Annotated in this window: 9 protein-coding genes; 3 read left to right on the plus strand and 6 right to left on the minus strand. The window is 60.5% G+C overall.

Annotated elements, in window-relative coordinates:
• The coding region (locus VLU25_16770) for a DUF559 domain-containing protein (GenBank protein ID HSR69586.1) at positions 1–690 on the plus strand (690 nt) is incomplete at its 5' end.
• A gap of 153 nt (positions 691–843) precedes the next feature.
• Here VLU25_16770 and VLU25_16775 read toward each other — a convergent pair.
• Both VLU25_16775 and VLU25_16780 read right to left on the minus strand, forming a co-directional pair.
• Positions 844–1,149: a DUF86 domain-containing protein gene (locus tag VLU25_16775; protein HSR69587.1), complete on the minus strand. Its 306-nt coding sequence runs from the start codon at positions 1,147–1,149 to the stop codon at positions 844–846.
• A 419-nt stretch (positions 1,150–1,568) separates the two neighbouring features.
• Positions 1,569–1,793 carry a type II toxin-antitoxin system HicA family toxin gene (locus tag VLU25_16780; protein HSR69588.1) on the minus strand — a complete coding sequence of 75 codons (225 nt, stop codon included), beginning with the start codon at positions 1,791–1,793 and terminating at the stop codon, positions 1,569–1,571.
• A 460-nt stretch (positions 1,794–2,253) separates the two neighbouring features.
• Here VLU25_16780 and VLU25_16785 point away from each other — a divergent pair, with 460 nt between their 5' ends.
• Both VLU25_16785 and VLU25_16790 read left to right on the plus strand, forming a co-directional pair.
• A complete protein-coding gene (locus tag VLU25_16785; protein HSR69589.1) occupies positions 2,254–2,997 on the plus strand; it encodes a hypothetical protein in 744 nt (247 codons plus the stop codon).
• A 36-nt stretch (positions 2,998–3,033) separates the two neighbouring features.
• Complete coding sequence (locus tag VLU25_16790; GenBank protein ID HSR69590.1) at positions 3,034–4,014, plus strand: carboxypeptidase-like regulatory domain-containing protein; 981 nt, start codon at positions 3,034–3,036, stop codon at positions 4,012–4,014.
• 318 nt (positions 4,015–4,332) lie between these two features.
• Here the strand turns inward: VLU25_16790 and VLU25_16795 are convergent, their stop codons facing one another.
• The 4 genes from VLU25_16795 to VLU25_16810 all read right to left on the minus strand — a co-directional run bounded on the left by VLU25_16795 (position 4,333) and on the right by VLU25_16810 (position 14,837).
• Positions 4,333–7,482: an efflux RND transporter permease subunit gene (locus tag VLU25_16795; GenBank protein ID HSR69591.1), complete on the minus strand. Its 3,150-nt coding sequence runs from the start codon at positions 7,480–7,482 to the stop codon at positions 4,333–4,335.
• A gap of 38 nt (positions 7,483–7,520) precedes the next feature.
• A complete protein-coding gene (locus tag VLU25_16800) occupies positions 7,521–10,862 on the minus strand; it encodes an efflux RND transporter permease subunit (GenBank protein HSR69592.1) in 3,342 nt (1,113 codons plus the stop codon).
• 91 nt (positions 10,863–10,953) lie between these two features.
• On the minus strand, positions 10,954–12,168 hold the full coding sequence (locus tag VLU25_16805) for an efflux RND transporter periplasmic adaptor subunit (protein ID HSR69593.1): 1,215 nt from the start codon (positions 12,166–12,168) through the stop codon (positions 10,954–10,956).
• 233 nt (positions 12,169–12,401) lie between these two features.
• Positions 12,402–14,837, minus strand: a complete 2,436-nt coding sequence (locus tag VLU25_16810; GenBank protein ID HSR69594.1) for an ABC transporter permease — start codon at positions 14,835–14,837, stop codon at positions 12,402–12,404.
• Between the last annotated feature and the right edge of the window lie 6 nt (positions 14,838–14,843).

Here is a 14,843-nt window from a genome sequence, read left to right on the forward strand (position 1 = left end):
CTCCCGGTTTCTTGGCGCGGGACCATCGCCCAGTACGTCGGTCGTCTCCACCGCCTCCACCACGGCAAGCGCGAAGTACGAGTGTATGATTATGCCGACCTCAATGTCCCCATGCTTAGCCGGATGTTCGACCGCCGCTGCGGCGGATACGAGGCGGTCGGCTACCGCATCCTGCTTCCGGGAAGCGCGGTGGCCGGCTGGCCGACGGAAGTCCCCCTGCCCATCGATCCGCAATGGAAGTCTCAATACGCAGCCAGCGTTCAGCGGCTGATTCGCGACGGCGTGGACGCCCCGTTAGCGGATCTCTTCGCCCAAGCGACCAGGCCCGTTTCAGCCAAGAGAGATGGAATCGCCCGCGCCCGCAGCGCCACCGAAGCCTTCCTCTACCGCCGCCTGGAATCCCTTCCAGAGACATCAGGACGCTTCCGTCTCAACGCCAACTTACCCATTCCCTTCGACAGCAGGGGGCAAATGGAGGTGGACCTGCTCTGCCAAGAGGCCCGCTTGGCCGTCGAACTCGACGGGGCCCAGCACCTCGACAACGTGGAGGCCTATCGCCGTGACCGCAAAAAGGACATGCTGCTCCAAGAGGAGGGCTACCTCGTCCTGCGTTTCCTCGCCGAAGACGTCGGCACTCACCTCGACCGCGTCCTGGACGCCATCCTCCGCGCCCTCACCTCCCGCTCCTGACTTGCTTCGAGAGTCACTACGACGGACCTTGGTTTCCAAGGCGGATCTGTACTACAAGTTAGGAGGTAACCTCGGTCAAACCCCTTTGAACACTGGGTTTTCCACGGCCCTGGGAACGCACTGTAGATGTGCATCCAGAGGGAGTATTCCTGATTAGTTACCGGACAGCATCGAGCGAAGCCGAGGCAGCAGGGTCGGGAGGTCGGTGCGAATGGTCTGCCAGATGATGGAGAGATCGACGCCGAAATACTCATGGGTGAGGATATTCCGCATCGCACTCATCTCGATCCACGGAAGATCGCTGTTTTTGGATCGTACCTCGGACGGCATGTAGCGGGCGGCCTCTCCGATCACTTGAAGGTTTCGAACAACCGCATCTACCGTCTTCCTGTCAGCCTGAAAATCCTCGAAGTTCAAACCGTCGGTAAACCCCAGGATTGCTTCTGCCGACTCGATCATGTTCTCGATTCGCAGCCGCCATCCTCTAGGCGGGTGTGTCCTGCTTTTAGGTCAGAAACCTTGTGGCAGAAAGCCCAGGAATAGGGGGCTTGCGCCCATTCAACGGGTGGGGAATCCGCAAATTCTGCGCAGGAACCTATCTACGCTCGGTTCCGCCTGTGCTTATAAACAATTGTAAACAAACAACTTACAGGAACGGCGTCACCTGATCCCAAAGCAGAAGGTAGGAATTCGCCTAAATATGCGAGAATTAAGCCTTTTGTTTTCAACCACTTGGGAGGCGCTGTGTTGAAGTCTGTCGAACTCTGTGGTTCCTGGGTGCACTCACCAGCTACAATTCTATCTACAGTCGGACAGGCAGTGATTTCAGTTCGCTCGCAAAGTTAGATCACGATATGCGACGGATGCGTAAGCCTGGATTACTCATTTACCGAGTTCAGGAACTGAAAGCCCGCGGCAGATCTTATGGGGGGGGCAAGCCGGTTAGGTATTTCGGGGTGTCGCGGTACAGCCTCGACTTCACCGGTCTGGGGATTCGTCCACAACGAATGCGAGACCCCTTCGCGCTTCAGGTGACAACCGTGACGGCGGAGATGACACAGAAAAGACGTTGGCACCCATCTCGACTGCGTCCTTGACGCCATCCTTCGCGCCTTCACACCCCGCTCCTGAAGGCCAGTACCACGGATCTTGGTTGGGTTCGCCCAAATACGTTCGGCGACGACAAATTTGTCGGGACAGCTCGCATGAGACGTCCGGGCACAGGCGTTTGCGAAACCCGAAGGTACGATTTAGAGGGCCTCAGGTGTGGGCGAGTGTGGTCGCGACAGGCTGACTTATTGACGCTGCATTCCCTGCCTAGTCAAGGGTCGCCCCGCGACATTGCAATTGTCATCCTGCAGGGGTGCTTAACTCTGCAGGTAAACTTCTCAATCTAAAATTTGCACTACTTGACTCTGGTTTACACCCATCCAATTGCAGTATCATGATAAGATCAAGGTTGCATGAGGAGAACATTTCAACTATAGAGACTTGGCAGATTACGCGGATAGATAGGTCGGCGGACAGATATTCGAACATGGCAGAAAGCGGATTTTGGGATTGATGAAAAGTAATTGCATTACTAGTTTCTGTCTGGCAGTTATCCCCCTTCTCATGGCGTCGGACCAGTTACTTGGGCAAAGCCGTATGCGCGGTGTGTGCCGTTTCGAAGTCCAGTTGGTCAATCAAGACCGGCGCATCACTGGCCATCATCTCAGCGCCGAGTGTGGCGGCATTCACAGTGCCCCGTTCGGCAATTGGGGAGTTGAGTCGACGCTCGGCGAGAAACGCAATTCTCGTCAGTTTGACGGCTGGAAACTCTCCGGCGGTTTTTTTCAGTGGAATAGCTGCACTTCAGACACTACCAAGTTTCCGACAGGCTGCGACGCACCGAAAGGACCCTTTTACAATTCGGCGGCTTGCACGCAGCAGTTCTCGGACGAAGGTACTCCTAGTGGCTGGGACATCCATGCGGGTGTGTCCCCGAATGTCGCCATCCTGGACTTCGACGTACCTTGCCCGAATGGAATCGACGGCGGGTGCAAGTCAATGGAGTTGTGCGCGGTTGCTGTGGAGAATCATTTCATGGATCTGTTCGAGCTCGACCCGGCGTCTCCAGATACGCAGGTTGGACGATTGGAATTCGGAACGCAGAGCGCCCCTGCGATGTGTGCTACGGAAGAATGCTGCGAGAGTTCGATTTCGCCCTGGAAGAGCGCCACTGATAATTCCAGCGGCATCTCGGCACAAGCGGCCATATATGTCCGAAATGGAAGATTTCTGGATCTTTACGGTCTATGCAACTGACTGACATTTTGCTAGGCATGATGCGGAGTCGATCCAATGAAAACCACGAGCCGTTCTTGGGGCTTTAGGGTCACCATAATCCTAGTCCAACTTGCCTTCGGGATCTCGGCTTTCGCTCAGGTGTCAGGCTCGATCAGCGTTCAGGTCGTGGATGCTGAGACTCAGGTGCCGGTGAGGTATGCGAAAGTGTCGCTCATCGAGATTCGCGGCCCCGCGGCACCAATGCCTGACCCGTCGCAGACCGCTTTCCTACCGCTCGTGCGCACCTGTGGCACCCGAGTTCCCTGGTGCTTTTTCGAAGCCGAGAAGATAGAGGTGGCCGTGCGCACGAAGGGAATGCTGGTGCTAGCTCAGAGTGAGGGTTATGCGTTCGCAGCGCGCAGGATCGTTCGCTCTGCCAAACCAGCGACGATGACAATGAGACTCAAGCCGCCCATCGTTGTTGAAGGCGTCGTCCGTACACAGGATGGCGTGCCTGTAAACAGCGCCGAAGTGGGGATCGTCTACGACGACCAGCAACTGAACTGGGCGACCTTCGGCCTTCCCTACGGCGGAGTGCTGACCAACGAAGACGGTTCTTTTTCCACGCTTGCCTCCGCCGACTATCCTTTTGCCGTCGAGGTCTTCCATGAACGGTTCCTGCCAGTCATCACACTCGTCAAGCGTTGGGCGCAAGCACCGCGGGCGATTGCTCCCGCGCCAATCGAGATCACGCTAGCGGAAGGGGCGGTCGTGTCGGGCCGAGTGTTGGATTCCCAGGAGCGCGCTCTCGCCGGACTGCGGGTCATCCTGAGTTCAAAATCGAGGACAATTCCGCTGCCAAAGTCGCGCGCATTCGCCCGGGCCCTGGACCGGGAAACGGTTTCTGCAGCGGATGGCTCGTTTGTCTTCCGGGGCGTCGGCAGCGGAGAGTTCTCGATCACAGTCGGCACCTCCCTCGGAACCGAGGCAATAAAGACACTACACGTCGACGAAGGGGATCAGTCGCTAATGATCAGGTTGCCGCATCGCAACTAAGGCGTGACGAGTGTAACCAATATGTACGCCCGCCCGCCCACTCGGAACCCTATCTGACAGGTGTTTTCTGCTTTTAGATCAGAAAACACCGAGGCAGAAAGTCCGGAAATAGCGGGTTTGCGTCCGGTCAACGGGTGGGAAATCTGCAAATTCTGCGCGGGAACCTATCTACACTCGCTGATCAGTCTGTGCCCATAAACCACTGTAAAAAAACAACTTACAGGCACGGCGCCACCTGATCCCAAAGCAGGACCCGCAAAATCCCGCGGACGCTTGGAGGTTGAGTTCCTTGTGGCTTGCAGGCTTGGATATGGGGTGTTATGTGGCTGGGGCAGGGTCGGTGGTTGAGGTGGGGGCGGGCTTGGTTCGGCTCTTGAACCAGGCCTCGCGAAGCCACAGGGCCAATATGTCGAGCAGGCGGTAGACCGTGGGCAGGGCTATCAGGGTCAGGACGGTTGAGGCGGCCAGGCCGCCGATCACGGTGCGGGCCATGGGGAAGTAGCGGAGGCCGAAGACGCCCGTGGTGCCCAGGGCCAGGGGAATCATTCCCACGATGGTGGTGGCGGCGGTCATGAGGATGGGGCGGAAGCGCTCGCAGCATCCCTCGATGATAGCCTCGCGGCGGGCCAGCCCCTCCCGGCGGCGGTTGTTGACGTGGTCGATGAGAACAATGCCGTTGTTGACCACGATGCCGATCAGGATCAATGACCCAAGGAAGGCCATCAGGTTGAAAGGTGTGCCCGTCAGGTAGAAGAACCACACCACTCCAGGCCATGCCAGCAACAGCGAGATCATGATGGCGAGGGGGTGAGTGAAGGACTCGAAGAGGGAAGCCATCACCAGGTAGACCATAAAGACGGCCAATAAAAGGTTGAAGAAGAACTCAGCTTCCTGATTCTCCTGCTCGATGGTCTGGAATCCGAAGCTCCAGGAGTAGCCCTCGGGGAAGCTGATGGACTCAAACGTCTCGCGGATAGACGACTTGCCCTCCTCGGTGTCGCCTCCCGTGTAGTTGATGAACATGCTGGTGAAGGTGCGGCGGTTTTCGCGGCGGATCGAACCCGGTGTCTTGACGATCTGGAGATCGGCGATCTGAGCCAGGCGGATCTCTTCACCATCAGGCCCGCCGCCCACCACGATCGAGAGCAGATCGTCAAGGTCTTCGCGGTCGGTGGGCTGCAGACTCACCCAAACCTCGACCTCGCCCTGTTCCGAGCGGAAGCTGCGAAGCTGCTGCCCCCGGATCACAATGCTGAGGATGCCGGCCACCGACTCGGGAAAGATCCCGAACTCGCGGGCCTTGACCCGGTCCAGCACCAATTGCACTTCCTGCTCGGCCTCGTCGACGCCGGTGTAGATCTCGGCGAATTCGTCCTTTTGCGACAGCCCGCGCTTGGCCTCCATCACCAACTCGCGCAGCCGCCGCGGATTCTCGCCGTAGACGCTGACGCTCAAGAACTGGCGGTTCTCGGCTCCCTCTTGCTGTCCCAGCCTGATGTCGGCACCCGGAATCACCGGCAAGCCCTCCGAGATGGACTTGCGGATGTCGGCCACCTCGTCCTGAGCCACCTTGTCTTCGTCGAAGTAGATCCGGGTGTTGGCGGCATTGTTGGTGTAGAAGCTGTAAACGTTCTCGATGCCGAACTTGTCGCGGTTGCCCAGCAGGAAGCGTTCCACCGGCTCCACGTAATCGCTCTCGATCTTCTGGTAGTGGTAGTTCTCGCTGAACTCGTACTCCACCATCAAGTCCCGCATGTCCTGGGCGTCGATGCTGGTGTCCCTGAGCTGGGAGGCGGGATAGAAGGTGGCCAGCAGAATGACAATGATGGCGCTCACGGTCCAGACCGGATGACGCAGCGTCCAATCCAGCAGCTTGGCGTAGCGGTCGCGGATCTTGTCGACCCAGGTCTTTCCAGCACCCTTGCGCGCCGATTCCGCCTCTGAGCTGAGGCGCAGGCGGAAGAAGCGCGCCAGTCCCATGGGGATCAAGGTCAGCGAGACGAAGAGCGAGCACAAGAGGGTGATCATGATGGCGATGCCGGCATGGCTCAGGAAAAGGGTGAAAATGGTCTCGCGTCCGAAGACCAGAGGCACGAAGATGATGATGGACGTCAGGGTCGAGGCCACCACCGCACGCACCACCCCCTGAGTACCCGTAATCGAGGCCTGGACGCGGTGCATGCCCTTTTCCAGGTTGCTGTAGATGGATTCCAGCACCACCACGGCGTTGTCGACCAGCATCCCGGTCGAGAGCATCAAACCCATCATGGAGAGCACGTTGAGGCTGTTGCCCAAGAGATAGAGGAAGCCCACGGCGGAGAGGATCGAGAAGGGGATGCTGAGGCCGATGGCCAGGGTGGCGCCCAGCTTGCGCAGAAAGAGAAAGAGCACGATAATGGCCAGCACCGCTCCCACCGTCCCGGCGTTGAGCAGTCCGTGCAGGGATTCGGTGATCTCGGCCCCGGCGTCATGCCACACCAGCACCTCGATACCCTGCAGGGCCGGATCTTCGTTGATCTCTTTGATGGCTTCCTGGATGCGGGCCACCGTTTCCACCGTATTGGCGTCGGAGGCCTTGCGGATGGCCAGACCGATGGCGAATTCGCCGTTGAGGTGACGCCCGTAGGCCGACTCGGGGTTGATCAAGTCGATTTCGGCGATGTCTTCCAGCAGCAGTCCGCGCTCGTTGACGGGAAAGCGGCGCAATTCCTCCAGAGAACCGACGCTGCCGTCGGTGATGACCCCGTAGCGGACGCCGGCATCTTCGATGCGCCCCAGAGAAACGTTGAAATTGGTGCCGTCGAGCTTGTCGAAGAGCGCTCCGATGTCGACGCCGTACTTCTTGACGTCGTCCAGGCGCAAGTCGATGTCGATACGCTGGCGCGCCACCCCGTCGATGCTGACGTCGCCGACTCCTGGAATGCGTTCCAGGGGCCGCTTGATCTTGACGTCCAGCAGTTCGTACTGACCGCGCAGATCACGGCCCGAAGCGATGCGTCCCTCGATGATGGGAATGTCGTCGGTGTTGAAGTTCTGAACGAATACGTCGCGCAGGTCTTCAGGCAGCTCGCCCCTGATCTGATCGACCTTTTCCCGAACCTCGGCCCGCATCACGTCGATGTCCTGCCCCAGGGTGAACTCCAAGGCGATTTGCGCGTTGTCGGCGCTGGAACGCGAGGTGATGCGCCGGACGTTGGGGATGGTCGCGAGAACCTCTTCCAGAGGACGCGTGATCTCTTCCTGCACCTGTTCGGGCGTGGCGTTGGGATAAGGCGCCACCACCACGATGAAGGGCGCGTTGATGGAAGGCAGCAGAACCAGCGGGATCTTGCTCACCGAGACCGCGCCCAGCACCAAAAAGGAGATGAGCAGCATGCACACCGTAACCGGAAAGCGGATCGAGAAACTGGAGATCCAGGTGCCCGTCCGGCCTTCCTTGTTTTCGTCTTTGCTGGAGAACTTCGACATGCTCATTTCTCTTCCATAGCCTTCAGAGCCGGCCCGCTTCAACGGGCGGGCTGCAGACCGTCGGGGCTCAGACCGGCCTCGCCGGCGTCGTCGGAAGGAGCCGCCGCCGCGTCCGCCTGATAGACCTTGCGGTCTATAAGTTCATAGATGACGGGAATGAAAATCAGCGTAAGCAGCGTGGAAAAGAGCAGGCCGCCCATCACGGTGATGGCCATCGGCCCTCTCACTTCCGCTCCCTCGCCCCATCCCAGCGCCATGGGAAACAGACCCAGCACGGTCGTCATGGTGGTCATCACGATGGGGCGCAGGCGCACTTGTCCAGCCTGCAGCAGAGCTTCCCGTTTGTTGAGCCCCTCGGCCCGAAGCTGGTTGGTGTAGTCGATGAGGACGATGGCGTTGTTGACCACGATTCCGGCCAGTATGATGACGCCCAGAAAGACCATCACCGACAGGTTGATGCCCGTGGCCCACAAGGCCAGCACCACTCCGATCAGGCCCAGCGGCACCGAGAACATGATGATGAAGGGGTGCACCAGCGACTCGAACTGGGAAGCCATCACCAGGTAGACCAGGAATATGGCCAGTCCGAGCGCGAAGAGGAGGCTGTTGTAAGAGGCCTGCAATTCTTCGTTCTGTCCGCCCAGCGCCACCGTGACGTTGGTAGGGAGTTGGCCGCGCACCTGATCGATGCGTTCGGTGATCTCGTTGGAGACGCTGCTCAGGTCGCGTCCGGTCAGGTTGGCGGCGATGACGGCGGCCCGCTGATTGCGGATGCGGCGGATCTCGGAGGGTCCGCGGCTGATATCGATCTCGGCCACCGAACCCAGCCGGATGGGGATCATTCCCGTCTCTCCACGATCAGGCGTGGCCGTCGAGCTCATGCCTCCCGCAACGTTGGCAGGACGCGCCGAGACGTTGACCGTCAGATCGCGCAAATCGGCCACTGTTTGGCGGGAGCCCTCCTCGACCTGCACCAGAATGTCGATCTGCTTGTCTTCTTCCCGGTAGCGGGTGGCCACGTCCCCTCGGATCTTGTTGCGCAAGATGCTGACCACCTGGCCTTCATCCAGCCCCAGACGGGCCAGCTTCTCGCGGTCGAAGCGGATGTGCACCTCGGGATTGCCCAGTTCGGTGCTGGTGGCGATGTCAGACAGTCCCGAGATGTTTTGCATCTCGCCGGCGATCAGGTTGGCCGACCGGCGCAACGAATCCAGATCGTATCCGTAGACCTCGACCTCGATGGGGGTCTTGAAGCTGAAGAGCGTGGGCCTGCGAAAAGTGTAGGCCACTTCGGCGTAGCCTCCCAGTTCCTGGCGGATGCGCTCGATCACCGAACGCTCCACCTGCTTGTCGCGACGGTCTTTGAGGGCCACGTAAAGCTGACCCATGTTCTCTTCCTCGGTCTGCTGGGCGAACTGATTCTCGTTGCTGCCGCCCACGCTGGAGTAGACCACCTCCACTTCGGGATACTCGGCGACCTTCTCCTCCAGGCCCTTCAGCACCCGGTCGGTCTGATGCAAGGGACTCCCCTTGGGCAACTCCACCTGAAAAGAGAACTCGCCCTGGGTCAGGGGAGGAATCAACTCGGCTCCCAGTTGCAGCGAGAGGACGGCGGCCACCAGGAGCAAGGCCAGGGTGCAGGTCAAGACCAGTCCCTTGTTGTTGAGCGAAAAGGTGAGCAGCCTCGGGTAGCGCTGAGACAGCCCCTCGAATCCGCGGTGGAAGAGGTTGAGAAGGGGGTCCAGAAGGCGCCGCAGCAAACGCCCCACAGCCCTGATGACGCGGCGCGCGTCGGCCAGCAGGACTCCGCTGACCGTGACGATGAGGAAATACAGCACTCGGCGCAGCCATCCGGGACGCTTGGCCGGCTCTGATCCGGCTTCGGAAGGCCGCGATTCCAGATCCTGGGGGCTCTTGAGGCGCAAGGCTAGAAACATGGGAATCACCGTCAAGGCCACCAGCAGAGAGGCCAGCAGCGAATAGGTGATGGTCAGGGCCTGATCTCTGAAGAGCTGTCCGGCGATTCCCTCCACGAACACCAGGGGGAGAAACACCGCCACTGTGGTCAGGGTGGAGGCGATCACCGCCTTGCCCACCTCGCTGGTTCCGCGGTAGACGGCTTCGGCAAGGCGCATGCCCGACTTGCGGTAGCGGTCGACGGCTTCCAGCACCACGATGGAGTTGTCGACCAGCATCCCCACGCCCAGGGCGACCCCTCCCAGGGACATGATGTTGAGAGTGATGTCGGTCTGATACATCAAGGCGAAGGTGGCCATGATGGAAATGGGAATGGAGAAGCCGATGGTGATGGTGCTGCGCAGGTCGCGCAAGAAGAGAAAGAGCACCAGAGTAGCCAGCAGCCCGCCCAGGATGGCCGCCGAAAGAACATTGTCGACGGCGCTTTCGATGAAGTCGGCCTGGTTGAAGACCACCTCGTAGTCAACGCCCTTGGGGAAGAGTCCGCCTTCTTGGAGGGCTTTGAGCTTGCGTTCCACCGCCCGCGCCACGGTGACGGTATTGGCGTCTCCCTCCTTGTAGATGGCCAGTTCCACGCTTTCCTTGCCGTTGAGGCGGGCGATGACGTCGCGCTCCTTGGTACCTCTCCAAACCCGGGCCACGTCGCTCAGCAAGACGCGGCGGCCGCTGGTGCTGCGCACGATGATGTTGCGGATCTCCTCCACCGAGCGGAACTGGTTGAGCATGCGCACCAGGTAATTGGCGTCGCGGTCGTAGAGGCTGCCGGTGGCCTGATTGAGGTTCTCCTGAGCCAGGACGGCGGTGACCTCGGTGATGGGAATTCCCAGTTCGGCCAGCCGGCCTTCGTCGATCTCGATGCGGATCTGCTCTTCCAGTCCGCCGATCACCTTGACCGCCGCCACTCCCTCGGTGGACTCGAGGTCTTTCTGCAGCTCCTTCTCGGCGGCGTAGCGCAGACGGCTGAGGCTGAGGTCGCCGTAAAGGCGGACGCGCTGAATGGGATCGAAAGAGGGGTCGAAGCGGAGGATAACGGATTTCTCGGCGTCTCGGGGCAACGTTACGAAGTCGAGCTTCTCGCGTACGTCCAGGGCCGCCAGGTCCATGCGCGTATCCCACGTGAACTCGAGGATGACTTCGGACTGTCCCGAACGCGAGGTGGAGCTGATTCGGGTCAGCCCCGGCACAACGCCTACCGCCTCTTCGACGGGCCGGGTGATCAGCGATTCCACCTCTTCCGGAGCAGCATCAGGATAATCGGTCTGGATGGTCAGGGAAGGGTAGGAAATGTCGGGCAACAGGTTCAGCGCCAACCGGTCCAGGGAAACCATCCCGAAAAGGATCACCGCCACCACGAACATAGAAACGGTGACCGGGCGCTTTATGGAATTCTGGATTGCTTTCATGTTCTCGGCTCGAACAGAAGGGGGCGGAAAGCGCCTGAGGACGCCTGATCCGCACGATTGATGCTTTTAAGGGGAGAGAAAGGCGGCGAAGTCAGCCCTCGATCACCTTGACCTTGGAGCCTTCCTTAAGGGCGCCCTGGCCAGCCGTAACCACCTTCTGTCCCTCGCTCACGCCGCTCACGATCTGCACCCAGCCATTTGAGCTGTAACCGGTTTCGACGTTTTGACGGCGTGCCAGGTCGCCTTCCACCAGGAAGATGTACTCTTGCCCGTCCTCTTCCAAAACGGCGCGTTTGGGAATCAGCAGAGCCTGCTGGCGGGTGTCGGTCTTGATGTCGATGCGGACGAAGGCTCCGGGCTTGAAGAGATCAGAAGCGGCCGGCACCTCCACAGTCACCTTGACCGTGCCAGTGGACTGGTCGACGATGGGCGCGATGCGGTTGACGCGCCCCTGCACCTTGACCTCCTCGCGGGCGCCCAGCACCACGCTAGCGGGCTGGCTGGGCTCGACCTGCATGGCCTCCCGCTCCGACAAGAAGACGTCGGCGTAGAGCGGCGTCAGGTCAGCCAGCCTGAAGAGCGGCTGCAAGGCGCTCTTCGTCTGTCCGGGCTCGACCATGCGCTCGATGACCCGTCCGCTGAAAGGGGCCCTGACTTCGGTGCGCTCGATCTCGAGCTTGGCTTGATTGATCTCGGATTGCAGCTCCGCCACCCGACTCTCGAATTCCCTGATGTCGGTGGTCGAGATGCGGATATCATGCTCCAGCTCTTCGATTCTGTATTGCAACTGAGCGACCTCGCGCTCGCTCACCAGTTGCTCGTCGTAGAGGGCCTTGTAGCGCTCGTACTCTTCCTGAGAATTCTCGATCTGAGTCTTGGCCTTGGCCTCGCGGATGGCCGCTTTTTCCATCTGAAGGCGGGCCTGGGCCAATTGCTTCTGGGCCGTCTCAAGCCGGATTTGATGCTGGGTGTCGTCGAGCTTGACCAGCAGGTCGCCCTCGCGCACATAAGCGCCTTCCTGCACCAATACTCTCTTCACCAACCCGTCACCGCGGTTGACGACTTCCACCTCGCGCAAAGGCCTCAGGTTGGCGGTGGCGCTGAGAAAGGAAGAAATAGCATCGGTCTTCACCGTAGCCAGTTGCACGGGAGTGACTTGTTCAGCCTTGGCTTTCTCGGCCTCGGCTTGCTGCTGGTCGGCCGCCGAGGCATCGACTTCTGCCAAAAAGTACATTGCGCCCGCGCCCAAGGCGACGACGGCCACTACCAGCAGCAGAAGTCCATAAACTTTTTTCCGGGTGCTCATAAGTATTCTCCAGCCCTTTAGATCTATCCGAAACAACGGAAGTTCCGTTGCTCTGCTCTCCACTCTTTAAAACGGAAGCCGCAGGGGAAAGATTAACGGTTCGTACAAGTTTTTATGCTCCCGCCTCTTCAAGAGACGCGCTCGTCCCGCACCCCGCTTCGAAAACCGCTCCCACATCCAATGCTTACGACATGGGTCGGGCAAATGTTCAAATGAAGCGCCGGACGGGAGCTTTACTTAAGGGCTTGAAGGGGATTCACCCGCATGGCTCTCAGGGCCGGAAAGGCGCAGGCCAAGGCTGCGGTGAGGGTCAGGATGAGGCTGACCGCGGCAAAGGTGGGGAAGTCGAAAGAGTCCACCCCGAAGAGGAATCCCGAGAGGAGGCTGCCCGCGCCCAGCGAAGCCAGCGCCCCCAGCGCCAGTCCGGCCAAGGCCAACAGCAGTCCCTGCCCCAGCACCAACCGAATCAAGTCGCCGCGGTCCGCGCCCAGGGCCAGGCGGATGCCGAATTCCTTGCGGCGGCGGCTGACCCAGAAGGCCATCACGCCGTAGAGTCCCATGGCGGAAAGGCTCAGGGCCAGAGCGGCGAAGAGCCCCAGCAGCCAGGCACCTGCTCGGGCCGGGAAGAGGGCTACGGCCACCTGTTCCTCCATCACCCGCACTTGAAAAACAGGCAGGTTGGGGTCGATCCGGCGCACCTGGTCGCGCAGGCGGGGAGCCAGGTCGGCCCCCGATCCGGCTCGGGCCCGCAGCACGGCGGTCATGTCGTTCTGCATGAACTGGCTTTGGGCCAAGTACATAAGGGGCTTGGGGGCTTCGCCCAGACTCGACAGCTTGACGTTGCGGGCCACGCCGATGATGCGGCGCTCGGCGCCCACCGTGTTGACCACGGCCCCGATGGGATCGCGTCCCCCCAGGTAGCGCTCGGCGAAGGCTTCGTCGATGATGATGACGGGTGTGGAGTCGGCTTGATCACGGGAATCGAAATCGCGCCCCTGCACCAGTGCGATGTCCAGAGTCTCGAAGTAGCCCGGTGTGACGACGTTGTAGTCGATGGACATGCTTTCGTCCGGCGAAGGCTCATAACCGGGCACGGAAACGCCCCATTGCTGTCCTCCGAAGCCCGAGAAAGAAGGACGGTTGACCAGCGCCGCCTGAGCGACCTCGGGCAAGGCGCGAAGACGGGGCAGGAGGGTGGAGTAGAAATTGCGCGTCTCGTCTTGACTGTAGCCGTTCATGCTGGGATCGAGCGAACCCAGCAGGATGCCTTGCGTGCGGAATCCCGGCGACATTTGCTCGGCATGGCTCAAGGAGCGTAAAAAGAGCCCGGCCGAAACCATCAGCACCAGAGACAAGGCCACCTGGCCGGCCACCAGCACCTTGCCCAGGCTCCAGCGCCGTCCGCGGGCCCCAAGTTCCTCGCCCTTGAGGGCGGGCACCATGTCGGGACGGGAGGCCTGCAGGGCCGGGAAGAGTCCGAAGACGAATCCGGTCACAGCGGCCGCGGCCACGGTGAAGGCCACCACCCTCCAGTCGAGGGGAAACTGGAAGGACACGGGAATCTGCAAGGGCGGCTGCACCGAAGAGAGCAACCGTCCCGAGATCCAGGCCAAGCCGATGCCCGCTGCTCCGCCGCCCACGGCCAACAGCATGCTCTCGGTGAGCAATTGGCGGACCAGCCGCATGCGTCCCGCACCCATGGCCAGACGCACGCTGATCTCGCGGCGGCGGGCAGCGGCCCGGGCCATGAGCAGATTGGCCACGTTGGCGCAGGCGATCAGCAGCACCACTGCCACCACTCCCAGCAAGAGGGCCGAGAAGGCCTTGGCGGCTCCGCGAAACTGAGGAGGCAGGTTGGCTTCGCTCTGAGGGAGCAGCAGGGGGGTGGCGTTTTGGTTTGAGTTGGGATACTCCTGAGCCAGCCGCTGTCCTACTACGGCGGCGGCCGCCTGGGCTTGGGAAAAGCTGATCCCGTCCTGGAGACGGGCGGTGACCTGCAAGAAGCGCGATCCGCGCGCCTCCAAGCCGCTGCCTCCGGGCATAGCCTGCTCGATCATCATCAGCGGAATGTAGAAATCGGGGTCGAGGCCCAGGAACAGCCCTTTGAAACCCTTGGGCGCTATCCCCACAACCGTGTAGGGCGAGCCGTTGATGATGAGGCTTTGCCCCAGCACCGACTCATCGCCGGCGAACCTCTGCATCCAGATGCTGTAGCCCATCACCGCCACCGGATGGGTGCCGGGGGTGACGGTCTCCTCAGGCAGGTAAAAGCGTCCTTTGTGAGGACGCACTCCCAAGACCTGAAAGTAATTGCCCGAGACCAGCTCGCCCACACGCAACTCGGGCTCACCTTGCAGCGTTACGCTGAGAGGAAGCGTGCGATGAGCCGCCACGCCCTTGAAGATCTCGCTTTCGGCATTGTAGTCGCGGTAGTCGGGATAGGAATAGGAAGCGTAGGGGAAGTCCTTGGAGAGGCTGGTGTACATCTTCACCAGGCGGTGCGGCTCTTCAACCGGCAGGGGCCTGAAAAAGAAGGTGTTGATGAGGCTGAAGATGGCGCTGTTGGCGCCGATGCCCAAAGCCAAACACAACACGGCGACGGCTGTGAATCCGGGACGCTTGGCCAGCACCCTAAAAGCGAAACGAACGTCTTGCAGCAACTTTTCCATCTCTCC

Source organism: Acidobacteriota bacterium, from assembly GCA_035471785.1.
In the GTDB taxonomy this organism is placed as follows: Bacteria; Acidobacteriota; UBA6911; order RPQK01; family DATIPO01; genus JANQFM01.